22 protein-coding genes and 2 tRNA genes are annotated in these 24006 nt (G+C 62.8%); 9 read left to right on the top strand and 15 right to left on the bottom strand.

Annotated elements, in window-relative coordinates; all coding sequences use genetic code 11:
• Window positions 1-148: 148 nt before the first annotated feature.
• The 4 genes from B0G77_RS10270 to B0G77_RS10255 all read right to left on the bottom strand — a co-directional run bounded on the left by B0G77_RS10270 (window position 149) and on the right by B0G77_RS10255 (window position 4486).
• The gene (locus B0G77_RS10270) at window positions 149-2515 is read right to left on the bottom strand and encodes a bifunctional (p)ppGpp synthetase/guanosine-3',5'-bis(diphosphate) 3'-pyrophosphohydrolase (RefSeq protein WP_133662043.1); all 2367 of its coding nucleotides are present in this window, start codon (window positions 2513-2515) and stop codon (window positions 149-151) included.
• Window positions 2516-2608: 93 nt separating this feature from the next.
• Window positions 2609-2812, bottom strand: a complete 204-nt coding sequence (rpoZ, locus tag B0G77_RS10265) for a DNA-directed RNA polymerase subunit omega (protein WP_006025620.1) — start codon at window positions 2810-2812, stop codon at window positions 2609-2611.
• Window positions 2813-2871: 59 nt separating this feature from the next.
• Window positions 2872-3555 (bottom strand): guanylate kinase, encoded by a 684-nt coding sequence (gene gmk / locus B0G77_RS10260; RefSeq protein WP_133662042.1) that lies wholly within the window; start codon window positions 3553-3555, stop codon window positions 2872-2874.
• A gap of 7 nt (window positions 3556-3562) precedes the next feature.
• A complete protein-coding gene (locus B0G77_RS10255; protein WP_133662041.1) occupies window positions 3563-4486 on the bottom strand; it encodes a YicC/YloC family endoribonuclease in 924 nt (307 codons plus the stop codon).
• A 203-nt stretch (window positions 4487-4689) separates the two neighbouring features.
• Between B0G77_RS10255 and rph the strand changes: the two genes are divergently transcribed.
• From rph to B0G77_RS10220, 7 genes are all read left to right on the top strand, one after another.
• Window positions 4690-5430, top strand: coding sequence for a ribonuclease PH (gene rph / locus B0G77_RS10250; protein WP_133662040.1), 741 nt, complete (start codon window positions 4690-4692; stop codon window positions 5428-5430).
• Complete coding sequence (gene rdgB, locus B0G77_RS10245) at window positions 5423-6073, top strand: RdgB/HAM1 family non-canonical purine NTP pyrophosphatase (protein ID WP_133662039.1); 651 nt, start codon at window positions 5423-5425, stop codon at window positions 6071-6073. The genes rph and rdgB overlap by 8 nt, the downstream gene beginning before the upstream one ends.
• Entirely contained in the window at window positions 6070-7296 is a 1227-nt protein-coding gene (gene hemW / locus B0G77_RS10240; RefSeq protein ID WP_133662038.1) for a radical SAM family heme chaperone HemW, read from the top strand. Before rdgB ends, hemW begins: the two co-directional genes overlap by 4 nt.
• A 53-nt stretch (window positions 7297-7349) precedes the next feature.
• Window positions 7350-7439, top strand: a tRNA-Ser gene (locus B0G77_RS10235).
• Between the two features lie 307 nt (window positions 7440-7746).
• A complete protein-coding gene (locus tag B0G77_RS10230; RefSeq protein WP_133662037.1) occupies window positions 7747-8250 on the top strand; it encodes an energy transducer TonB in 504 nt (167 codons plus the stop codon).
• A 417-nt stretch (window positions 8251-8667) separates the two neighbouring features.
• The gene (locus B0G77_RS10225; protein WP_133662036.1) at window positions 8668-9975 is read left to right on the top strand and encodes an MFS transporter; all 1308 of its coding nucleotides are present in this window, start codon (window positions 8668-8670) and stop codon (window positions 9973-9975) included.
• A gap of 207 nt (window positions 9976-10182) precedes the next feature.
• Window positions 10183-10362 carry a hypothetical protein gene (locus B0G77_RS10220; RefSeq protein ID WP_133662035.1) on the top strand — a complete coding sequence of 60 codons (180 nt, stop codon included), beginning with the start codon at window positions 10183-10185 and terminating at the stop codon, window positions 10360-10362.
• Window positions 10363-10475: 113 nt separating this feature from the next.
• On the opposite strand, the gene B0G77_RS43110 is transcribed toward B0G77_RS10220, so the two are convergent.
• Window positions 10476-10625: a hypothetical protein gene (locus B0G77_RS43110; protein ID WP_166656130.1), complete on the bottom strand. Its 150-nt coding sequence runs from the start codon at window positions 10623-10625 to the stop codon at window positions 10476-10478.
• Between the two features lie 718 nt (window positions 10626-11343).
• On the opposite strand from B0G77_RS43110, the gene B0G77_RS10215 reads away from it, so the two are divergent.
• The gene (locus B0G77_RS10215; RefSeq protein WP_133662034.1) at window positions 11344-12738 is read left to right on the top strand and encodes a chloride channel protein; all 1395 of its coding nucleotides are present in this window, start codon (window positions 11344-11346) and stop codon (window positions 12736-12738) included.
• A 208-nt stretch (window positions 12739-12946) separates the two neighbouring features.
• Here B0G77_RS10215 and B0G77_RS10210 read toward each other — a convergent pair whose 3' ends face one another.
• From B0G77_RS10210 to B0G77_RS10170, 8 genes are all read right to left on the bottom strand, one after another.
• The gene (locus tag B0G77_RS10210; RefSeq protein ID WP_133662033.1) at window positions 12947-13258 is read right to left on the bottom strand and encodes a YXWGXW repeat-containing protein; all 312 of its coding nucleotides are present in this window, start codon (window positions 13256-13258) and stop codon (window positions 12947-12949) included.
• A 327-nt stretch (window positions 13259-13585) separates the two neighbouring features.
• Window positions 13586-13840, bottom strand: a complete 255-nt coding sequence (gene minE, locus B0G77_RS10205; RefSeq protein WP_133662032.1) for a cell division topological specificity factor MinE — start codon at window positions 13838-13840, stop codon at window positions 13586-13588.
• A gap of 14 nt (window positions 13841-13854) precedes the next feature.
• The gene (gene minD, locus B0G77_RS10200; RefSeq protein WP_133662031.1) at window positions 13855-14670 is read right to left on the bottom strand and encodes a septum site-determining protein MinD; all 816 of its coding nucleotides are present in this window, start codon (window positions 14668-14670) and stop codon (window positions 13855-13857) included.
• A 107-nt stretch (window positions 14671-14777) separates the two neighbouring features.
• The gene (gene minC, locus B0G77_RS10195) at window positions 14778-15587 is read right to left on the bottom strand and encodes a septum site-determining protein MinC (protein ID WP_133662030.1); all 810 of its coding nucleotides are present in this window, start codon (window positions 15585-15587) and stop codon (window positions 14778-14780) included.
• 161 nt (window positions 15588-15748) lie between these two features.
• On the bottom strand, window positions 15749-16282 hold the full coding sequence (locus B0G77_RS10190; RefSeq protein WP_133662029.1) for a GNAT family N-acetyltransferase: 534 nt from the start codon (window positions 16280-16282) through the stop codon (window positions 15749-15751).
• A gap of 170 nt (window positions 16283-16452) precedes the next feature.
• The gene (map, locus tag B0G77_RS10185; RefSeq protein WP_133662028.1) at window positions 16453-17238 is read right to left on the bottom strand and encodes a type I methionyl aminopeptidase; all 786 of its coding nucleotides are present in this window, start codon (window positions 17236-17238) and stop codon (window positions 16453-16455) included.
• Window positions 17239-17737: 499 nt separating this feature from the next.
• The gene (locus B0G77_RS10175; RefSeq protein ID WP_133662026.1) at window positions 17738-18841 is read right to left on the bottom strand and encodes a DUF2817 domain-containing protein; all 1104 of its coding nucleotides are present in this window, start codon (window positions 18839-18841) and stop codon (window positions 17738-17740) included.
• Window positions 18842-18928: 87 nt separating this feature from the next.
• On the bottom strand, window positions 18929-21271 hold the full coding sequence (locus tag B0G77_RS10170) for a bifunctional diguanylate cyclase/phosphodiesterase (RefSeq protein WP_133662025.1): 2343 nt from the start codon (window positions 21269-21271) through the stop codon (window positions 18929-18931).
• A gap of 353 nt (window positions 21272-21624) precedes the next feature.
• Between B0G77_RS10170 and B0G77_RS10165 the strand changes: the two genes are divergently transcribed.
• Window positions 21625-21939: a DUF4148 domain-containing protein gene (locus B0G77_RS10165; RefSeq protein ID WP_133662024.1), complete on the top strand. Its 315-nt coding sequence runs from the start codon at window positions 21625-21627 to the stop codon at window positions 21937-21939.
• A gap of 511 nt (window positions 21940-22450) precedes the next feature.
• Here B0G77_RS10165 and B0G77_RS10160 read toward each other — a convergent pair.
• Both B0G77_RS10160 and serS read right to left on the bottom strand, forming a co-directional pair.
• Window positions 22451-22541 (bottom strand) — tRNA-Ser (locus tag B0G77_RS10160).
• Window positions 22542-22696: 155 nt separating this feature from the next.
• A complete protein-coding gene (serS, locus tag B0G77_RS10155) occupies window positions 22697-23995 on the bottom strand; it encodes a serine--tRNA ligase (protein ID WP_133662023.1) in 1299 nt (432 codons plus the stop codon).
• Window positions 23996-24006: the final 11 nt, after the last annotated feature.

Below are 24006 nucleotides of genomic sequence, written 5' to 3'. Positions count from 1 at the left end.
GACGGAATGAAGACGGCGAGCATTGATCGGCAAACTCAGGCAAACTCAGGCGAATCGTTAGCGCCCGTGGATCGGCTCAGACATTCTCCGTACCCGACGGACATATTGTCCGCGCCGCAGGCACGCAACACGAGCGCCCGACTACGCGTCAGTAGTCGGCACGCTCCCGATCGATCCGCATGCCGCCCTCGTGACGATGGTGACCTTCCTCGCTCGGCCGTTCGCGTGCGATGCGCATCACGTCCGGATTCGTGCGTACCCGGCGCATGACGTTGGCGAGATGCAGACGATCACTGACCTGGATCACGAAGCGGAGCACCGTCGATTCCTGCGACAGGTCCTCGTCCATCGCGATGTGGACGATATTGGCGTCGGCGGAGGTGATGTCCGCGGCGACGCGAGCGAACACGCCTTTCGTGTTCTTCACCAGTACCTTCACCGCGACATCGAACAGGCGACCCGGCTGCGGCGCCCACGCGACGTCGATCCAGCGGCCCGGATCGCGGCGATGGATGCGTTGCGCGACGCGGCAATCGGTCGTGTGAATCGCCATGCCGAGGCCGATGCCGATGTAGCCCATGATGTCGTCGCCCGGAATCGGACGGCAGCAGGCAGACAGTTGCACCGACATGCCCTCGGTGCCCGTGATCACGACAGGCGGCGCATGCGACGTGGATTCCGGGCGCGGACTGTCATCATCGGCGTCGCGGCCGCTCATCAGCACTTCGATGCGCTTGGCCATCACCGCAGCGACACGCCGGCCGAGGCCGATATCCGCGAAAATTTCCTGACGGTTCTTGTTGCCCGTCCACAGAACCAGTTTCTCCCAGACCTCGGGGGTCACATCCGACAGCGCAAGGCTGTAGCCCTTCAGCGCCTGATCGACGAGCCGCTCGCCGAGTTGCACCGACTCATTGAGCCGCATCGTCTTCAGATAGTGACGGATCGCCGAGCGTGCCTTGCCGGTCCGCACAAAACCGAGCCACGCCGGATTCGGCTTCGAATACGGCGCGGTGATCACTTCGACGATGTCGCCACTCTTCAGTTCGGTGCGCAGCGGCAACAGTTCATTGTTGATCTTCACCGCGACGCACTGGTTGCCCAGGTCGCTGTGGATCGAATACGCGAAGTCGAGTGCAGTCGCGCCGCGCGGCAGCGCCATGATCTTCGACTTCGGCGTGAACACGTACACCGCATCCGGGAACAGATCGATCTTCACGTGTTCGAGGAATTCGCTGGAATCGCCCGCTTCGCTCTGGATGTCGAGCAGCGACTTCAGCCACTGGTGCGCGCGCTTTTGTACATCGTTCAGATCCGCGCCACCGTTCTTGTACAGCCAGTGCGCGGCAACGCCCGCTTCCGCGATCTCGTGCATCTTGCGCGTGCGCACCTGGAACTCGATCGGCGCGCCAAACGGGCCCACTAGCGTAGTGTGCAACGACTGATAGCCGTTGACCTTCGGAATCGCGATGTAATCCTTGAACTTGCCCGGCACGGGCTTGTAGAGCGCATGCAGCGCGCCAATGCAGGTGTAGCACTCCAGCGCGCTATCGACGACGACACGGAAGCCATACACGTCGAGCACCTGAGAGAACGACAGCTGCTTGTCGCGCATCTTCTTGTAGATGCTGAAGATGGTTTTTTCGCGGCCGGTGACTTCGGCGTCGATCTTCGCGTCGGCAATTGCCCGCTGCACCGATTCCAGAATCTTGCCGACCACTTCGCGCCGGTTGCCGCGCGCGGCCTTCACGGCCTTTTCGAGCGTCGCGTACCGATGCGGATTGAAGTTCGCGAAGCTCAGGTCCTGCAGCTCGCGATAGGTATTGTTCAGACCGAGCCGGTGCGCGATCGGCGCGTAGATATCCAGCGTCTCGCGCGCCACGCGGCGGCGCTTTTCCGACGGCACCGCGCCCAGCGTGCGCATGTTGTGCAACCGGTCCGCGAGCTTCACCAGAATCACGCGCACGTCGCGCGCCATCGCGAGCAGCATCTTGCGGAAATTTTCCGCCTGCGCCTCCTCGCGGTTACGAAACTCCATCTTGTCGAGTTTCGACAACCCATCGACCAGTTCCGCAACCTTGGCGCCGAAGCGCTCGGCGAGTTCCGCCTTGGTCACGCCCTGGTCTTCCATCACGTCATGCAGCAGCGCCGCCATGATCGACTGGGCGTCGAGCATCCAGCTGGCGCAGATTTCCGCGACGGCGACAGGATGGGTGATGTAAGGTTCGCCGCTCTGGCGATACTGGCCGAGATGAGCCTCGTCGCCGAAATGAAAGGCCGCCTTGACGTCCTTGATCTCTTCCGGCGCGAGGTATTCGGCAAGCGCGGACGTCAGCTTCGCGATCGAAACGACGTCATGCCGGCGCGGCTGCTCCGGCGTGGCGGTCGGCCCGAACAGATGACGAAACGACTGTTCGAGAACCGCGTCGATGTACTTGCGTGCAGACGAAGGCGAATCGCTATCCTGCGCGTCGTGTTCCACGTCCGAAGTGGCAGGCGACGGGGTAGTGCTCATTTTCGCCTCCGTGTTGGATTACTCGTGGGTTGAACGCCGGTCTGCACGCGTTGCTTCAATTACATGGCAATCGAAAACAGATGCAGATGGGCCTTAGACAGGCACCTTCTTCAGCATTTCGACGCCGACCTGGCCGGCCGCGATTTCACGCAGCGCGACGACGGTGGGCTTGTCGCGGCTTTCGATCTTCGGCGTATGACCTTGTGCGAGCTGACGCGCGCGATAGGTTGCGGCAAGCGCCAGTTCGAAACGATTCGGGATCTGTTTCAGACAGTCTTCGACGGTAATGCGGGCCATGTTGGAAATTCCTTCTCAGTATGTTGCTTATTCTACCTTATGTGCCGGTCACCCCGCCGTCAGCTGGCGTGCGGCAGATGGATGCCAAGCTGCACGAAAAGATCCGTGTGCCGGGCGTACTGCGAAGCGAAGCGCGAGCGCGTCGCGGCGACGAGACATTGCAAATCGGCCAGTGCGCGATCGAAGTTCTCGTTGATCACCACATACTCGGCTTCGGCTGCGTGCGCCATCTCGCTGCCGGCTGCCAGCAGGCGTCGCGTAATCACGTTCGGCTCGTCCTGGCCGCGCTTCTTCAGACGCTCTTCGAGCGCATCGAGCGATGGCGGCAGGATGAAGATTTCCACGGCATTGTGGAACTGCTTCTTCACCTGCTGCGCGCCCTGCCAGTCGATTTCGAGCAGCACGTCGTGGCCTGCCTTCATCTGCTCTTCGATCCACAGGCGCGAAGTCGCATAGTAGTTGCCATGCACTTCCGCGCTTTCGAGAAACTCGCCTTGCGCGTGGCGGGTGAGGAAATCGTCGACGGTCGTGAAATGATAGTGCTGACCATCCTGTTCCTTCGGCCGCGGCGGGCGCGTCGTGTACGAGATCGACAGACGGATTGCCGGGTCTTTCGCAAGCAGTGCGTTCACGAGCGTCGACTTGCCCGCGCCCGATGGCGCGACGACCATGAACAGGTTGCCCGGATAAGCTCCGGAATAAGGGTTGCGTGGCGCGTGGCCTTCGCGTGTCTGGCCGGTCATGGGCTCTTTACTCCAGGTTTTGTACTTGCTCGCGCATTTGCTCGATGAGCAGCTTCAGGGTCATCGACGAATCCGCCAGTTCCTTCGCGGCCGCCTTCGAGCCGAGCGTGTTGGCTTCGCGGTTCAGCTCCTGCATCATGAAGTCGAGCCGTTTGCCGACCTTGCCGCCCTTCTCGATCACATGCCGCGTTTCGTTCAGATGGGCGGTCAGACGCGACAGCTCTTCGGCGATATCGATACGGATACCGTACATCGTCACTTCCTGACGGATACGTTCCGCGATCTCTTCGCGCGAAATGCTGGTGGCCGTCGTATCCTGCACCGCAATACCGAGCGCTTCCTGCAAACGCTCGACAATCTTCTGCTGATGCTTCGTGATCAGTTCCGGCACGAGTGGCGTGATCTTCGCGACAATCGCCTCCATTTCAGTGACGTTCGCGATCAGCATCGTCGCGAGTTGCGCGCCTTCGCGGGCACGCACGTCGATCAGATCCGTGATCGCCTGCTTGCCGCACGCGAGCACCGCATCGCGCAGCACTTCCGGCGCCACGGAGCTTTCGGCCAGCACGCCGGGCCAGCGCAGGATTTCACCAGTCCGCAGACGGCCGGCTTCGGGAAACACGCCGAGCACCGCGCGCTCGAGCAACGCGAGCTGGTCCAGCGTGTCGCGACTGACCGCGCCGGCGTTTGCCGACTGTTCGCTGCGCTGCAGGTTGATACGGATATCGACCTTGCCGCGCGACAGCTTGTTCATCAGCATCTCGCGCAGCGTCGGTTCGCAGACGCGCACGTCCTCGGGCATGCGGAAATTGAGGTCGAGGAAGCGCGAGTTCACCGTGCGCAGTTCGACCGACACGCTTACGCCGCCAGTACCTGAGGCGGCTGCGAGTTCGCGCGTGGCGCTCGCATAGCCAGTCATGCTGTAGATCATCGTTCGTCTCGCGATGGGAGGCCGTTCAGCTCGTGATACGGCCGGTGGAGTCGGGCCGCCCGGCGTGTACGAGACGCGGGGCGTGGAACGCGCATTATCCCATTTTTGCGGGAGCGCCTCGCGAGAGGCGCCCGGTCTCGCCGGGCCGATCGGCGGTAAAATCGCAGTTTCCCCTCTGCCCTCTCTTTCTCCGGTTCCCGACGATGAACGACACCTCCCAACGTCCCAGCGGCCGCCGCGCCGACCAGCTGCGCGACGTGCGCATCACGCGTCATTACACGAAGCATGCAGAAGGCTCCGTGCTCATCGAATTCGGCGACACGAAAGTAATCTGCACGACCAGCATTGCCGAACAGGTTCCGGCCTTCCTGCGCGATCGCGGTCAGGGTTGGCTGACGGCCGAATACGGCATGCTGCCGCGCGCGACGCACACCCGCAGCGACCGCGAAGCCGCTCGCGGCAAGCAGACGGGCCGCACGCAGGAAATCCAGCGTCTGATCGGCCGCGCGTTACGCTCGGTGTTCGATCTGGAGCGCCTCGGCGCACGCACGCTGCACATCGATTGCGACGTGATCCAGGCCGATGGCGGCACGCGCACGGCGAGCATCACGGGCGCCTTCGTCGCGGCGCACGATGCGGTGGCGAAGCTGCTTGCCACCGGTCGCATCGAAAAATCGCCGATCACCGACTATGTTGCGGCGATCTCGGTTGGGGTGTTCAACGGTCTGCCGGTGCTCGATCTCGATTACGACGAAGACTCGCAATGCGACACCGACATGAACGTCGTGATGACGGGCGCAGGCGGCTTCGTCGAAATTCAGGGTACGGCCGAGGGCGTGCCGTTCTCGCGCAACGAGACGAACGCGCTGCTCGATCTGGCGCAAGCCGGCATCGAAACGCTGATCGCGAAACAGAAGGAAGCACTGGAGTTGAAGGGTGACTGATCGCAACAACATCGACGGTGAGCGCCGGACGATCGCGTCGGCGCTTCGCCAGGTCGTGCTCGCGTCGAACAACGCGGGCAAGCTGCGCGAGTTCGCGGCGCTCTTCGAAACCGTCGGGATCGAGCTGATTCCGCAGGGCCGTTTCAAAGTGCCCGAAGCCGAAGAACCGCATCCGACCTTCGTCGAAAACGCGCTCGCGAAGGCGCGTCATGCGGCAAGGCTCACCGGGCTGCCGGCGCTTGCCGATGACTCCGGCCTGTGCGTCGTCGCGTTGCGTGGCGCGCCGGGAGTTTATTCGGCGCGTTACGCGCAACTGGCCGGCGGCGAGAAAAGCGACGCCGCCAACAACGCGCGCCTCGTTGCTGAACTCAGGTCTCACCATGATCGCCGGGCGTACTACTTCTGCGTGCTCACACTCGTGCGGCATGCCGACGACCCCGAACCGCTGATCGCGGAAGGCCGCTGGCACGGCGAAGTGCTCGATGCGCCGCGCGGTACGAACGGCTTCGGCTACGACCCGTACTTCCTTGTGCCGGCGCTGAATGCGACCGCCGCCGAACTCGATCCCGCCGTGAAGAACGCCAAGAGCCATCGCGCAATCGCGTTGCGGCATCTGCTTGCGCGTCTGTCGGAGGCAGCGTGAGCGCCGCATCGACGGGCGCCGGTGCCGGCGTCGGCGTCATCAAGGCCTTCACGGCGCCGGGCGGCATCCGACTGGCGTCGTTGCCGCCCCTCGCGCTGTACGTGCACTTTCCGTGGTGCGTGCGCAAGTGCCCGTACTGCGATTTCAACTCGCACGAGTGGAAGGGCGACAGCTTCCCTGAGAACGAGTACCTCGATGCGCTGCGCACCGACCTCGAACTGGCGTTGCCGCTCGTCTGGGGGCGCCAGGTGCATACGGTATTCATCGGCGGCGGGACACCGAGCCTGCTGTCGGCGGCCGGGCTCGACCGCCTGCTGTCGGACTTACGGGCCTTGCTGCCGCTCGACGCCGACGCCGAAATCACGCTCGAAGCCAACCCCGGCACGTTCGAGGCCGCGAAGTTCGCGCAGTTTCGCGCAAGCGGGGTGAACCGTCTGTCGGTGGGAATCCAGAGTTTCAACGAGGCACATCTGAAAGCCCTCGGACGCATTCACGACTCGGCGCAGGCGCGTCACGCGGTCGAAGTCGCGGCGAACACCTTCGACAACTTCAATCTCGACCTGATGTTCGCGTTGCCGAAGCAGACGCTCGCCGAATGTCAGGCCGATATCGAAACGGCGCTGTCGTTTGCGCCGCCGCACCTGTCGCTGTATCACCTGACGCTCGAACCGAACACGCTGTTCGCCAAGTTTCCGCCGCCGCTGCCCGACGACGATCAGTCGGCCGACATGCAGGACTGGATCCATGAGCGCACCGCCATTGCAGGCTACGCACGCTACGAGGTGTCGGCGTATGCGAAGCCGCATCGGCAGAGCAGACACAACCTGAACTACTGGCGCTTCGGCGACTATCTCGGCATCGGCGCAGGCGCGCATACGAAGCTGTCGTTTCCGAACCGCATCCTGCGCCAGGCGCGCTACAAGCACCCGGCGACGTTCATCGAGCAGGCGAAAGCCGGCGCACCCGTGCAGGAGGAACACGAAGTCGGACCGCGCGATCTGCCGTTCGAATTCATGCTGAACGCGCTGCGCCTGGTGGAAGGGTTTCCGGTGCACCGGTTCATCGAACGCACCGGGCTGTCGATGACATCGATCGAGTCGGCGTTGCAGGAAGCGGAAAAGCGCGGCCTGATTGTCCGCGATCACGAAAAGATTGCGCCGACTGCGCGCGGCCAGAACTTCCTCAACGATCTGCAGGCGCTGTTTCTGAAGGACGGACATTGATCGCTGGCGGAGGTAGCCGCCGCTGATCGATTTCGGGTTACAATTCGCGGCTTGGAGGTGTGGCCGAGCGGTTTAAGGCACCGGTCTTGAAAACCGGCGAAGGAGCAATCCTTCCGTGAGTTCGAATCTCACCGCCTCCGCCAGACATACACGAAAGGCATTGAATTCTTCACGGATTCAATGCCTTTTTTGCATTTCTGCGGTACCGCATTACGCAGGCACACCGGAGCGCGTACAGCCACATCAAGGCGACGTCCGGATCCGGAATCCGGAGCGGGCAGCAGCCGAGATCGAAGCGCCTGTTACCGGCATCGCATCGCGCGGGACTGTCTTTGTGCGCAACGAATTCAAGCGTGGTCGAGCGCACTAAAAGCAGGGGCAACGCGGATTGAAAAGCCACGCGCATGCACTAGCATGAATGTACGCCCCACCCTAGAGATTCACCCTGCCATGCAGCTCCTCGCTCGCCGCCGCCATTCCGCCCTGTTGACTTCTATCGTGCGTGGCGCCGCACTGATCCTTCTGGCAACCACCGCAGCCTGTACGATCACGCCGCTCGAGCGACCGACGACCTACGTTCCGCCAGTTGCGATCAACAGCGTCTCGCTCGATCAGTACCGTAGCGCCGTCGCGCAGCGCATTCTCGAACGCAACCCGTCGTACGTGCTGCATGGCACGCCGCAGGCGATGCTGCGCTCGCTCGTCGTCGTCGCGTTCACCGTCGACCGCGACGGGTTGCTCGTCACGTCGGCGGTCTATCGCTCCAATGGCGATGACGAAGCCGAAGGCACCGCGCTTGCCTCGCTGCGTCGCGCGTCGCCGTTACCGCAGCCACCGGCCAAACTGCTCGACGGCCGCGGCCATCTCGAACTCATGGAAGACTGGCTCTTCAACGACAACGGCAAGTTCCAGCTGCGCGAATTTGCATCGCCGCAAGCGCAAACGACCAATTGACAGGGCAAGCGCTTCCGCTCGCCTTTCACCATCCGTGCCGCATCGGGTTGCGGCGCGGTGCGCACGCTCGTTATAATTTTTTGATACGCCCTGCCGGAGCCCTCCGGCGCCACTTTCGCCGTCCGCCCATCCGCGTGCGCCGAACAGCCTGACCCTGGCGTCGCCGCGCGACTCGCGCGACCGTCCGGATTGCATCGCTACGTGTCCCGACGCCCGTGCGCCGGCAGTTCCGTGACGAGGTAAGCTGACGCATGCCTGCAAATGTTGCATGAGCAACAAGCTGCGCGTACGTCGACCGGCCCTCCGTTCCCGGCCAGCATCGATTTCAAGCAAAGACACGGCCCACCCCGGCCCATCCGAAGAAGCGCAGGACGCTTCCCGCCGGCACGGTTGTGTCACGACAACTGGAGACCCTGCATGTCCTCATCACCCGTTTCAACGGCGCCAGCCGAAGTGGCCCGGAAGAACAGCGCTTCGCGCGTCATCTTCGCGAGCTTTATCGGCACCACGATCGAGTTCTACGATTTCTACGTCTATGCGACGGCGGCGGCGCTCGTGATCGGCCCGGTCTTCTTTCCGCACGGCTCGCCGACAGCGCAGGCCCTGTCGGCGTTCGTCACGTTCGGTATCGCCTTTATCGCGCGGCCGATCGGCTCGTTCATCTTCGGCCATTTCGGCGACCGTATCGGCCGCAAGTCGACGCTCGTTGTGTCGCTGCTCGTGATGGGCCTGTCGACCACCCTGATCGGCTTCCTCCCCGGCTACGATGCGATCGGCACCCTCGCGCCGATCCTGCTGTGCATCCTGCGTTTCGGGCAGGGCATCGGCCTTGGCGGCGAATGGGGCGGCGCGGCGCTCCTCGCCACCGAGAACGCGCCGGCCGGCAAGCGCGGCTGGTTCGGGATGTTCCCGCAACTCGGTCCGTCGATCGGCTTTCTCGCATCGAACGGCCTGTTCTTCGGCCTCGCCCTGTCGCTGTCCGACGACCAGTTCCGCAGCTGGGGCTGGCGTGTGCCGTTCGTCGTCAGCGCGGTGCTGGTTGCGCTCGGTCTCTACGTGCGCATGAAGATCGCCGAAACGCCGGCGTTCCAGGCCGCTATCGACCGTCACGAACGCGTGCGCGTGCCGCTCGCGACATTGCTCTCTCAACACTGGCGGCCGACGCTGCTCGGCGCACTTGCGATGGTCGTCTGCTACACGCTGTTTTATATCTCGACTGTGTTCTCGCTGTCGTATGGCGTGTCGGTGCTGAATTTCACGCGGCAGGGTTTCCTCGGGCTGCTGTGCATCGCGGTGCTGTTCATGGCGCTCGCCACGCCGCTCTCCGCGTGGGCTAGCGACCGCTATGGCCGCAAACCGGTGCTGATCGTCGGGATCGTCGCGGCGATCCTGTCAGGCTTCACGATGGCGCCGCTTCTCGGCAGCGGTTCAACACCGCTGGTGCAGCTGTTCCTGATCATCGAGCTGTTCCTGATGGGCGTCACGTTCGCCCCCATGGGCGCCCTGCTGCCCGAACTCTTTCCGACCAGCGTGCGCTACACCGGTGCAGGCGTTGCCTACAACCTGGGCGGGATTCTCGGCGCGTCGGTAGCGCCGTATATCGCTCAGGTGCTCGTGGCGCGTGGCGGCCTGACGTGGGTCGGCGGCTATGTCTCGATCGCCGCGACGGTCAGCCTGATCGGCGTGCTGTGCATGCGCGAAACGCGCGATGCAAGGCTGATGTAAACACGGGTCGCTGACAGTACATTTCAACTCGCTCCCAGCTGGCGCAGCATCTTGCGCCAGCGCGCGCATCGCCGGGAACAGGTCGTGCTTTCCCTCACTTGCACGGCTTTTTGGCCTGCCTATACTCGGATTGAATTCCGATGAACCAGCCAGCCCAATCGAACGGATCGGCAGACATCCGCTTTAGCGATGCCCCAGGAGTCGACGATGAATATTTACCTGCAGAACGCAGATATCGTGATGATCATTGCCCTCGCACTGCTTGGCGCCTTGCTGCTGGCGGTCCGCTTCAGGCCCGCCACGTGGAAGGGCATCGTCGTGGAAGCCCTGGCGGCAAACCTGGCCGCCATTGCCGCGGTCGTCGCTTTCGAGATGCTTCTGGCGTAACCCGAAGCCGCATACCAAAGCCACGAAAAAATCGCGCGATCCGCAAGCGCAGACCGCGCGACCTTCCCACCCGCACCGGCGCACTGGAAATGCCAGGCTGCCGGCACGTCCCGTTACCGGTAGTAGCCTCCGCCGTGGTAGTAGCCGCCGCCGTGATAGTAGCCGCCACCGTAGTAGTAGCCCGGAGCGGGTACGACGACGCACCCTCCCAGCGCAGCGGCCAGGAGCGCTCCCGCAATCAAGGTTAGCGTCAAGCGTTTCACTTCATTCTCCCGTCGAGTCAGTGATATTCGAGCGATCTCGAATGACTCGATTGAACACGACGGCGCGCACCGCAACCGTTGCAATTTGTAAGGGGAGATGTGCATCGTGTTACACACTCGCGATAACCTCCGCGTCAGCGGCGTAGTGCGTGGAGCCATTGGCGCTGGGTGAACCGGGCGCACGAATTGCCCGAATTCGGGGCGGCTAGCATTCGGGCACGCAGCGAGGCACGCCCATGGCGGAACCCGCCAAGGCAGGAGCGCCGACGCTTGCAGCCCAGAGACGCACTGCAACGCAATTCAGGCACAACTACCCGGCTGCAGGTCTGTGCAAGTTGCGCGCCCGCCGCCAATGAAAAGCGACAGTTTTAACAAGCATGTAATGTGCCGCGCCAGCCGAAGGGGTTACTCGAAAGAAGCTGTACTTCCTGAAGTACTTCCCGGCGTATTTCCGGATCTGGCACCCGGAACCCAGCAACCGAGCCCCACTGTCTAACAGAAATCGGAGCAATAAGCTATGCATGGAATCCTCATCGCTCTCGCCCCCCGACGAGAGCGTTTTGAGGGGCGTACCGCGAAGGCACCTGTTCGACCGGGGTGCCGCGCGTCACGCCCCTTTCTTTTGCGCGGCATCGGCGCCTGTGCTGCGCGTAGAGGCGCCGGAGCGAGCGGCAGGAACAGGCCGCTATAATCCAACCTTTGCTTCGACGGACACACTATGTCGCGGGCCTCCCCTCCCCTGACTTCGAATGTTGTGCGACGCGCAAGACGTCTTTGGCGCCAGTACGGTATTTTCTGGCTCGGTGCGATTGCTGTCGGTCTGGTTGCGGTGCTCTATGCCCGGCTCATCGATTGGGGTTACGACGCGTTCCGCACGATGCAGCACCAGCACGTATGGCTGCCGCTCGTTCTGACGCCCGCCATCGGCGCCGCCTGCGCATGGCTTACACGAACCTTCTTTCGCGGCTCCGAAGGCAGCGGCATCCCGCAGGTCATCGCCACGCTGCACACGAATACGAGCAATACCGGCTCGCGGCTCCTCACGTTCCGGATCCTCGCCGGCAAGATCGCGGTGTCGTTTCTCGCCATTCTTGGTGGCTTTACGATCGGTCGCGAAGGACCGACGGTGCAGGTCGGCGCGGCACTCATGTTCAATCTGCGGCGGCTCTATCCGCGCTCGAATGCGCTGATCGAGCGGCAACTGGTGCTGGCCGGCGCGGCGGCTGGTCTGTCGGCCGCATTCAATACGCCGCTCGCCGGCATCGTGTTCGCGATCGAGGAACTCACGCGCAGCTTCGAAGCCCGCGCAAGCGGCGTGCTGATCACGGCGATCATCATCGCGGGCGTGATCGCCCTGGGGCTCAACGGCAACTACACGTATTTCGGCACCATCGAGATCGGCGCGCATTTTCCCGATCTGCTCGCCGTGGCGGTGGTGCTGACGGCCATCGTGACGGGCATCGCCGGCGGCGTCTTTTGCTGGCTCCTGCTCAATACCGCACGCTGGATTCCCGCGCCGCTGCGAAAGCTACATGGCGAACGGCCGGTCGTATTCGCCGCGCTGTGCGGGCTCCTGATCGCGGTCGTCGGCCTGATTTCCGGCGGTACGACCTTTGGCAGCGGCTATGCGGAAGCGCGCGGGCTGCTCGAGGGCACCGAGCACCTGTCGATGTTCTATCCGCTTCTGAAGATGATCTCGATGGTCGGCTCGTACCTGCCGGGGATTCCGGGCGGCATCTTTGCACCGTCGCTGTCGATCGGCGCGGGCTTTGGCAACGTGCTTCACATGGTGTTCGACAGCATGCAGTTGCAGATGCTGATCGCACTCGCGATGGTCGGCTATCTCGCGGCCGTCACGCAGTCGCCGATCACATCGTTTGTCATCGTGATGGAGATGATCAACGGGCACGCGCTCGTGATCTCGTTGATGGCGACGGCGCTGATTTCGAGCCGCGTGTCGCGCGTCTTCGCGCCACCGCTGTACGATGCGCTTGCCCAGCGCTACATGGCGCCGCCGCAGCAGCCGGCGCCCGCTCCCGTCCCCGAAGTGCCAGAAGCACTGCTCGGAGACGAGGGCGACGCGGCCCCGGTGGATGCGGCCACACGTCAATAAATGACGACCGGCGCAGAACGGTAATACACAGGCCGCGCCGGCACCACGACGCAACCGGCGAGCGTCAGCGCAAGAAGCGCCGCCGCAAACAGTCTCTTCTTCATTGCGTATTCCCCTGGGGAAATCGGACGATACGGCGCAACCGGTCTCACCGGCCGCGCCGGACTGAACACCAGGTCACGTGCCTAAGCGTCGATCGGTACCGGCCTTAAGCCCAGTGCCCGCCCACCCAATGCCAGTCCGGACCGTGCGCGACCCAGTGGCCGGGCACCCAGTGATAGCCGATGCGCTCGGCCTGCCAGTGGCCCGCCACCCACACGTAGCGGCCGTGGTCCCAGCGCCAGTGACCGTGGTCCCACACATAGCCCATGCGTGGCGCAGGCTCCGGCTCATAGCGCACAGGCGGCGGCGCCGTCGGCGCGATGACGACGACCTCAGCCGCCGAAGCAGACGCCACTGCACAGGCGCCGGCGGCGATCAGGGCGGCCTGGGCAAGCAGCAACCGAAGGGATGTTTTCATTGTTCACCTCTGGATAGAGACGCCGACGATGGCGGTATCCGTTCAATGCGCGAGGCGGACTTTGCGCTGACATCGCGCGTGTTACTGCATGGCCCGATGTGCAACGGATTATTTCCGCGGTCTTTCACGCCGCGGTCTTTCACACAGAGACGGACGCGACTCGAGGCGAAACATGGGAGAGTTGGCGAGACAACGAAAGGAAGACTGCGCGTAGACGGCGCAACAGACAGACTGACGGCAGGACACGACCGGCACTACGCGCCGCCGTACCGGCCGCGCGTAGCGTGCACAACAACCGGACAACGACTGCCCGGCGGGAGCCAGAAATCAGGCCTGCGGAATCTCGATCTTGACCTCCAGGACCTCGAGGTCGTCCTGACGTTCGAGACTGACACGGATGTCCTCGTCCGAGATTTTCACGTACTTCGAAATCACGGCGACCAGTTCACGTTGCAACGCGGGCAGGTAATCGGCGGGGGCGTGACCGCCGGCGCGCTCATGCGCGATGATCAACTGCAGGCGTTCCTTCGCTACCGACGCGGATTTCTTCTTCTCGCCCAGCAAAAACGAAAGAATCGACATTACGTGCGCTCCCCTTACTTGGTGCCGAAGAGGCGCTGCAACAGGCCTGGCTTCTGGTAATCGGTGAAGCGAAGCGACTTCTGCTCGCCGAGGAAACGCGACACCACGTCCTTGTAGGCTTCAGCCACGTCGGTGCCATCCATATGGACTGCCGGCAGGCCCTGGTTCGACGCATGCAGCACGGCTTCCGATTCCGGAATGACGCCGATCAGGTCGATACGCAGGATCTCCTGGATATCGGTGAGCGACAGCATTTCGCCTTCGTTGACACGCTTCGGGCTGTAGCGGGTGATCAGCAGGTGTTCCTTGATCGGCTCCTTGCCTTCGATCGCGCGCTTCGTCTTCGACGACAGAATGCCGAGAATGCGATCCGAGTCGCGCACCGACGACACTTCCGGGTTCGTTACGATCAGTGCTTCGTCGGCGAAGTGCATCGCCAGCAGTGCGCCCGATTCGATGCCCGCCGGCGAGTCGCAGACGATGTATTCGAAGTCCATTGCGATCAGATCGTTGATGATCTTCTCGACGCCTTCCATCGTCAGCGCATCCTTGTCGCGCGTTTGCGACGCGGGCAGGATGAACAGGTGCTCGGACTTCTTGTCCTTGATGAGCGCCTGATTCAGGTTCGCCTCACCCTGGATCACGTTGATGAGGTCGTACACCACACGGCGTTCGCAGCCCATGATGAGGTCGAGGTTGCGCAGACCGACGTCGAAGTCGATCACGGCCGTCTTGCTGCCACGCATTGCGAGGGCCGATGCAAAACTTGCGCTCGTGGTCGTCTTGCCCACGCCACCCTTGCCCGATGTCACCACAATGATTTTCGCCATTACCCTTACCTTGTGTCCGTCAAATTCGTTCAAATTCGTCAATCGAGTCCGTCAGCCGTTTACCTCGACAGCACGCGCGATCAGTACGCAGCGCGCGCGTCGGATGTTCAGGTGAGGCGCAACGGTTCGATCATCAGCTTTTCTTCATCGAGCCGGATCTGTACCGGCTTGCCGAGCACGTCATCCGGCAAGGGGTTCTCGGTCGTTCGATAGATACCAGCGATCGAGACCAGTTCCGGCTCCAGGCACGTACAGAAAATGCGCGCGTCGTGATTGCCATGCACGCCTGCCAGCGCGCGCCCGCGCAACGGTGCATAAATGTGGATGTTGCCTTCAGCGATCACTTCAGCGCCGTAACTCACGAGCCCGAGCACCACCAGATCGCCCTTCGCGTAGATCCGCTGGCCGGAGCGCAGCGGCTTTTCGATCACCAGCGTCTGTGCCGACGTCGCGAGGCGCACCGGCTCGACGCTTTGCGTCGGCGTGGTGGCGTCCGTGGTGGCGTCCGTTGCGGCGGATTCGGCAGTCTCGTCGGCCGCAACTGCGGCGGCAACGGCTTCGGCTGCTTCGTCGCTGCCTACCTTCGTCGCGGCGCCGCGGCGGTCGCGCGCTTCGAGAAACGGCAGGCCGGATTCAATCGCCCACGCCTGCTGCGCGGCATCCGCGACCACGCCAACCGGGCGCATGCGCACGCTGTCGAGCAGGCTGGCGATGTCGGCGACTGGCACGCGCTCGTCAGCGGCGAGACGGCGCACGTCGATCGCGACGACATCGTTAGCGAAAAATTCGGGAGTCGCCTCGAAGCGGCGGGTCAGTTCGGTACGGATCGCGTCGAGGTCGGTGGTCTTGACCACGAACAGAAGCGTGTCGACAGTGCCACTGCGAAGTTCGAAAAATGGCGATTTCTTGGGCGACATAGCATTCGACAAAAAATTTTGCGTATTTTACAGGCGTCCGCGAGCGTAGCCAGGTTTTTTGGCAATAAAGGACGGGCATTCAAGGAAAATCACGCGCGGCGAACGCCGCAGCGGCGAGGATGAGACAAAACCGGCGGCGCCCGGTAGCACCGCATGGGCGGTCACGACGCGAACGACTCCGCACGCGGAGGCACATGGCGCACGAGCAGCGTCTCCCGATCGCTTGAGCGTGCCGTACGGGTGGTGTGCTCCCCGGTTGGACCAAAGCCGAGGCGCTCGTAGAAACGCATCGCAGTGCGGTTGGCATCCGCCACCCAGGCGTAGATTTCCAGTGCACCCTCGCTCGCCAGCCACTCGCTCGCGGTGTTCACGAGCAGTTCGCCGCCACGCAGATGCCGCACTGCCGGCGCAACCCACAACTCGCTCACGAACGCTCGGCGCACTGCCGTGTCTTCGAAGCACGCGCCGATGAGGCCGGCCGGATGCCCCTCGGTGTAGAGAATGAACGACGTGGCCGTCATCGAGACAGCGTGGTCCGCGGCGGTGGCATCAAACGTGGAGGCATCGGCGGATAGCGATTCCTCGAGCGTTTCGCCAAAGGCATAAGGCGCTTCGCGCAGCGACGCTGTACGAAGTTCGCGAAAAACGGCGCCCTGGTCGGCAGCAATACGGCGAACGGTCAGTGACGGACTCATGCAGACGAAATCCCTTGAAGCGCTAACGCTAGCTTTAACCGAACCGGCGCGCGAGTCAAATCCTTATTTTCAGAACGCGTGCGCTCGCGCGCCCGGACGAGAGGCTGCCCAACGCACCTCGATAGGCCCGCAGCGTGGCACATGGAGCGCCTCACGTGACCTCATGGGAATCAGGGAGCCTCATAGGCACCGGTGCCGTCGGGCCATGGAGTCAGCAGCTCAAAGCCGTCGTCCGTGACGGCGATCATATGTTCCCATTGCGCCGACAGCGACCGGTCCTTCGTCACGACGGTCCAGCCGTCGCGCAGCACGGTGGTGCCCGCCCGGCCCGAGTTGACCATCGGCTCGATCGTGAAGACCATGCCGGGCTTGAGGCGCATGCCCTGCCCGGGCTGGCCGTAGTGCAGCACCTGCGGCTCCTCATGATAGACCTTGCCGATGCCGTGCCCACAGTAGTCGCGTACGATCGAGAAGCCCTTGCGCTGCGCCGTCTGCTGGATCGCGTAGCCAATATCGCCGAGCGTCGCGCCCGGCTTCACCTGACGGATGCCGGCAAGCATCGCCTCATAGGTCGTGTCGATCAGCTCACGCGCAACCGTGCTCGGCTCGCCGACGCAGTACATACGGCTCGTGTCGCCGAAATAGCCGTCCTTGATCACGGCGACGTCGATGTTGATGATGTCGCCGTCTTTCAGCACTTCGGCGCGGTCGGGAATGCCGTGGCACACCACCGAGTTCACCGAGGTGCAGACCGTCTTCGGAAAGCCCATATAGCCCACGTTGGCAGGAATCGCCTTCAGCGTATTGATGATGAACTCGTTGCACAGTCCGTCGAGATAATCGGTCGAGACGCCGGCCTTCACGTGTTCACCGATCATCGCGAGGACGTCGGCCGCGAGACGGCCTGAAATGCGCAACCGGGCGATGTCGTCAGGAGTCTTGTAAGTGATGGCCATGAGATCGTATTCGTTTGGTGCAGGGCGGCAGGCGTGCCACGGACATGCAATAACCGCACGCATCGCCGCGTGAGTTCGCATGGGCCGCGACGCCACCAAAACCGGGCCGGAAGACGCAGCCGCCGGGGTTGTCGATCGACCAATTGTACAGATGATGTGAACGCCGCATGAACGACGCGCTCGCCGGGCCGGTTCACGGCAAACGTTTTCGCATGCTGTCAACGCGGGTCAATCAACGAACGGCGCGCCCATATACAACATCGGCACAGCTACGAGCACCAGGGCGACAAGCCGGCGCAAAGCAGTTAGCAGTGGCATTCGCCGAACGTGTTGCGCACTTCCTCGAGCAACGCGCGCAGTTGTCCGTCGCGGTCACGATTCAACATCCGCGCAAGGAGGCGTTTGATCGAAAGACGGCGCGGCGTTTGCGGAGCAGACCGCGCCTCGATGCTATGGATGGACTGCAGGGAGAAGCGATCCGTACCGCCCTCCCTGTTCGTTACAGTCGCGCGAGCGCGTCCAGCGCGCGCTGCCACACCTGCCGGGTGCGCAGCGCCGTCAGTTCGCGCCAGTCGGCATCGGCAGGGAAGTATTGCTCGAGCATCGCTTCCTTGATCCTGCGCCCCGTCGCGTCGAGCGGATCGCCGTGCAGATGCAGCCAGTGATCGTCGCGCAGAATCGAATGGCCGACGCTCCCGTCATACGTTCCGCATTCGATGACGAAAGGCATCAGTTGCACGTCACCCAGTTGATCGAGCAATGCCTGCGATGTGTAGCCGGTTGCGGTCGCCGTGACGCCGGTGTCGGACGTCGCCTCGGACGAAGTGATGATCGTGTGCAGCCACGGACCGTAGATCGACTGCGCCGTGTCATATGCAGCGTATTTGCGCTCCGCGATCGTCATCAGCATCGGGTGGCCGAATGCGCCGGCGCCGGTGTGAAGATCGAAGCTCATCGCGATCCGTGCACCCGCCACGTGCTCGTTCAGGATCGCGCGCATGGTGCGGTTGGTCCATGTCGCCTCCTTGCCGCCGAAGAACAGCCCATCGCCATGCAGATACTGCCCTGCTTCGACGATGTTCATCGTCGCCGTCTGACCGAGGTTGCGAATGTGTGTGGCGAGGATGTCATCGGCCTGGCGACGGCCCGGGCCGTCGAGGTCCTTGCACAGGTAGATTTCGTGCAATGTCTCATACGCGGAATTGACCGGCCGCGCGTGCGTGAAGTCCACGTAGTTGCGATTCACGTCGACGTTGTCTTCATTCACGCGGCGCATCCATGCCGTGCCCCACGGATTGACGAGGTGCACCAGCACCACCGACACATCGTTCGGCACTTCGCGATGGCGCAGATCGTGCAGCAGTTGGATCTGGCACTCGGACCCGTAATAGCCCTCGATGCCGTGCGTGCCCGAAATCGCGACGAATCGCCTCTTCGCATTGCGGTCGCCGAGCAAAGCGACGTCGGTGGCGAGCGTTTCGCCGCGCGGGCCGCGCAGCGGATGACGGTACTCGATACGCTCGGCGCCAGCGTCGTCCGCGGCCTGCGCAAAGCGCTGGCGCTGGTCTTCATAGCTGGGAGTGTCGATGAAAGCGGAGGCCATGATCTGATCCATAAAGCGTGAGCGAAAGCGTGATGATGCCGTCTCGCGCGCGTCAATGCCACAGGGTAAGCCCGCTCACGTCCTTCGTCACCACTGTTCGCTCGCCGGCCAGGGCAAGCGCTGCAACGACCAGTCCAGCTCCACGCCGACGACGCAGCGTCGTCCCTCCGTCTCCGACGCGATCGTCACCGCGATACACGGCCGGCCACTCGCCAGCGACAGATACGGGCCGCTGGTGACAGGCACACCGGGCCGCAGCACGGCGTTGCGGAAATACGGCCGATGATCCCAACGCGCGTCACGCGGATTGGCGACCGGATGCAGCGAGCCGCCTTGAACCCCTGCCGCCATTCCAGGCACTTCGAGACCGACCTGCCGGCCGGCTTCGTCGAGGATGAAACAACTGATGCAAAGCTCGCGTTGCGCAAGATCGGCGAAGGCGTCTTCCTTCGGGACGCCCCTCAACAACCCGGTTGCAGCGATATCGAGGGCGAGCCGGTACGGCTCTACTTCCGACTCGAACAGCGCATGCTGAGACGTCCGCCCTTCGGCGATCACGTCGAACGCGTGATCGATGCGACGCTGCACTGCGTCAGGCGGCGTAATCGACGGCGCAGGCCGGCCAAGCAGATAGCCCTGTGCAAAGTCGACATTCGATTCGACCGCGAGGATCAGCTCCTCCGTCGTCTCGACGCCTTCCACGACCACCAGCATCCCCGCCTGATGCAGCAGCGACACCAGCCTGGGCAGGATCGGCTGTTGCGCGCCCGGTCTCGTTGCACGGATGAGTTCGCCGTCGAGTTTCACGAGGTCGGGCCTGATACGGAACAGACGATCGAGGTTCGAATGGCCCGCGCCGAAATCGTCGACCGCGATCAGGAAACCGTGATCGCGATATTGGCTGGCCGCGCGCGACAGGTCGTCCACGCTGCCGCCGTGCGACTCGAGCAGTTCGAGAACGACCCGTTCCGGCTTGAGACTCGCCGAACGGGCAATGGCTGCGAGTTCGTCCGGATAGCCCTCTGCGACAAAGGTCGCGGGCAGGATGTTGAGAAACACCCAGGCGTCGTCGGGAATCAGCCGCCTCGCGTTGCCGAGATGCAGCACGTGACTCGCCCGGTCGAGGTCACCTTCGTCGGTGAATGGCTTTGGCGCGAACAGGACCACGGGCGGCACGAGCGTTCCGTCGTCACGCTCGCCACGCAGCAGCGCCTCGAATCCCACCTGCTTCTGATGCGACAGACTGTAGAGAGGCTGGAAATGCGAGGTCAGGTAGTGGTCTTCCCAGCGCTGCCGTATCGGCCCGGACACTCCGGCCGGGTCGAGTCCTTCGCTCCACGTCAACCACACGGAGTCGACGGACATCGCGCGTTCCGCACGCACGCGATTCCTGCCGGAATGCTTGGCCCGCAGCAAGGCTTCGTCCGCGCGGTCGAGCAGTGCCATGATGCTTTCGCCGGCACGATATTCAGCCACGCCGAAGCTTGCGCTCAGGAATCCATCAGGCCGCGCCACGCCCCCAATCGCCGCGCGCAGGGTCTCGGCAAATTCAACCGCCGCACGCAGGCCTTCAGGCCGCAACAAGGCGAACTCTTCGCCGCCGATCCGGCCAATGCAGTCCGCCGTCGTGACCCAGTCCCGCAATGCCTGGGCGACATCGACGAGGGTTTGATCGCCGGCCGCGTGCCCGAACTGATCATTCAGCGACTTGAAGTAGTCGATGTCGATAAAGATTGCGCTCACCTTCGCGTCTTCGGCGAGCGACGACAACCGCTGCTTTGCCGCCTCCATGAAAGCACGGCGGTTTTGCAGACCGGTCAGCGGGTCGGTCGCTGCAAGTCGCGCCAGCCGGTCTTCCAGCAGAAAATGATTGCGCCTGAACCAGTAAAAACCGAAATGAAACACCGCAGCGGTCGGCAGGCCGATCACCACCCACATCCAGCACACGATGCCGACTTCGCCCTTTAGTTGCGGCAAGTCGAGCAGCAAAGACAGGCCGGTCGCGTAAAAAAGCAAGGTGCCGGCGAGGAAGTGCGCCGGCGTCAGCCACAGAGGCGCGGCGCAGATCGGAATGACCACCATCGCCGGCAGTGCCCACAACATTGGTTGCTCGAGACCGGCGATGTTCAGCGCGATACCGGCCTGCATCACAAGCGCGTACGCGATGCCGATCCCACCGAATACCCAGGTCGATTTCGTTCCCGGAATCGCGACGACGAGCAACGCAAGGCAGAGCGCGCAGGCAAGCCGGTACTGAATGGGGACGACCGGGCCCGCCTCGAGGCTGCGCGCCACGACGAACGCCAGATAGGCGACGACGGTGAATGCCATCGTGACCGTCGAAAGCGGTCGCTGGTGGTCGAGAGAGCGGCGGTGAAACCGGCTAAGGAAGCCGGCGTCCGAGATCTGCTGCGCTGAAGAAGAAAGCATATTGATCGATGGAAATCAGGCCAGATCCGGTCACTTTGCCCTTGTATAACGGCAAAATCGGAGCAGGGTTAATACCTCATACGAAATTGATAAGGGACCCGGTGCGGCGAGGTCGCGGGCTGTGGAGCGGGGTGGGCGGACGGGAATGATGCAGGCGGGACGCAAGAGCCGGAACAGGATTTCACGCGTGTACGACTCGCGCGTTCCGCGGCTCACCTAGGGTTTCCCCAACTACGGCAAAGGTCCCTTCCAGGCAAGGGGCTTAATTTTAAGCGATTACTTACCTAGACTACGACCACTGATTACGGACAGGGCTGTTCGTAGCAGGACAAGAAATCTGGAGGTAGTCAATCATGAAGTCTCTGATTCAAGTCGCTGTTGTTGCCGCTGTACTCGCTGCGCCGATCGCCTCGTTCGCTCAATCGAACGCACCGCTGACCCGTGCGCAGGTGCGCGCCGAGCTGGTCCAGCTCGAGAAGGCGGGTTACAACCAGGCAAGCCGCAACGATGCGACCTACCCGGCTGAGATCCAGGCCGCCGAAGCACGCGTATCAGCAGAGACCGGCGCTGCAACCAGCTATGGCGGAGTCGCGAGCGGTTCGTCGAACTCGGGTGGTCGCGCAGCTGTTTCTGCAGCCGACTGGAACGCCATGTACAACCATCCCTGATTGGTTGATTGATCCGCCCGTTAAGGCAGGACGTAGAACGTACTCAAGCTGGACATCGTAGTCCGGGCGCATGGTTATATGCGTCGCTGTGCGCCCCTGATCAAAGAAGACCTGGCCCGCTATCGCGGTAGCTCCGATAGCGGGCCAGGTCTCCCTGGATCGAGACCCCCTCCAACGGATCATCACAATCCTGTTTGCCCAGCTTCCCAGTCTGGGTTTTTTTCATCTGCGGGGCTCGATGCCGGCCTGGTCTTCGAGGCTATCCCAGCAGACGGCTCGCACCCGCGATTCCGAATGGCGTCTGGCTGCATTCGACACACTCATATTCTAAAGAAGTACTAACCAGATGAATCGCTTTGCTCGCCTCCCCAACATGCCAAGGAGCAAGTCTCTGCGCGCCACGAGGCAGCATGATGAACGAATGAATCGGCTCCGCTCACCGGTGCCGTGGGCAAGCCGGAAAGCGAAAAGCCCCGCAGACTTTTGGATCTGCGGGGCTTTTCTAATGTTCTGGCGGAAAGGGTGGGATTCGAACCCACGGTACAGCAAAACTGTACACCGGATTTCGAGTCCGGCGCATTCGACCACTCTGCCACCTTTCCGGCATTGTTGACGGGCTGCTGATACGCTACCGTCTCTGCACCAAGCGGGTCGCTGCTTGGCGAAACGAAGATTATAGAACAGTTGAAACCGCTTTCCAAGTCCCTTTTAGCAAAAAGCAGAAAGGCGTCTGCTCGCGGTTTCGTTCACACAACTTTCAGCTCGCAGCCGGCACTTCCAGCCGCTCGACCCCACCGAGGTACGGACGCAGCGCCGAAGGCACTGTCACCGAGCCATCCGCGTTCTGGAAGTTTTCGAGTACCGCAACCAGCGTGCGACCGACTGCCAGGCCCGAGCCATTGAGCGTATGCACGAGTTCCGGCTTGCCCTGGGCATTGCGATAGCGCGCCTGCATCCGGCGCGCCTGGAACGCTTCGGTGTTCGAGCAGCTCGAGATCTCGCGATACGTGTTCTGTGCCGGTAGCCACACTTCGAGATCGTAGGTCTTCGTCGCGGAGAAGCCCATGTCGCCGGTACACAGTGTGATCACGCGATACGGCAGTTCAAGCTTCTGCAGAATCGCCTCGGCATGTCCGACCATCTGCTCGAGCGCCTCATACGACGTTTCAGGCGCGACGATCTGCACCATCTCTACCTTGTCGAACTGATGCTGGCGAATCATGCCGCGCGTATCGCGACCGTACGAGCCGGCCTCCGAGCGAAAACACGGTGAATGTGCAGTCAGCCTGATCGGCAGCGCGCTGGCTTCGACGATGCTGTCGCGCACGGTGTTCGTCAGTGAAATTTCAGACGTCGAGATCAGGTACTGAGTGACCGTGTGCTCACCACCGCCCTTCTCGACGCGGAACATGTCGTCGGCGAATTTGGGCAACTGGCCAGTGCCGTACAGGATTTCCGGATTGACGATGTAAGGCGTGTAGATCTCGGTATAGCCGTGTTGCAGCGTGTGTGTGTCGATCATGAACTGCGCGAGCGCACGGTGCAGCCGCGCAATCCGTCCGCGCAACATCGTGAACCGTGCGCCCGACAGTTTCGCCCCGGTTTCGAAATCGAGACCAAGCGGCGTGCCCACATCGACGTGGTCTTTCACCTCGAAATCGAACTGGCGCGGCATGCCCCACCGGCGTACTTCGACGTTATCGGCTTCGTCGTTGCCAGCGGGCACGCTTTCGTGCGGCAGGTTCGGCACGCCGAGCAGCAGATCCGACAGACCCTTCTGGATCTCTTCAAGCTGCGCCGCCGACGCCTTCATCTCATCGCCGAGCCCACCCACTTCGGCCATCACCGCCGACGTGTCCTCGCCCCGCCCCTTCATCGCACCGATCTGCTTCGACAGGCTGTTGCGGCGCGCCTGCAGCTCTTCGGTACGGGTCTGGATGGAACGGCGTTCTGCCTCGAGCGCGGAGAACGCCGCTACGTCGAGGGTGTAGCCGCGATCGGCGAGGCGTTTGGCGACGCCGTCGAGGTCTTTGCGCAGCAGCTGGATGTCGAGCATGGGATGGGGCG

Source organism: Paraburkholderia sp. BL10I2N1, from assembly GCF_004361815.1.
GTDB lineage: Bacteria > Pseudomonadota > Gammaproteobacteria > Burkholderiales > Burkholderiaceae > Paraburkholderia.
The sequence above is the reverse complement of the archived record's forward strand: the minus strand, read 5'-3'. Positions and strand labels throughout refer to the sequence as shown.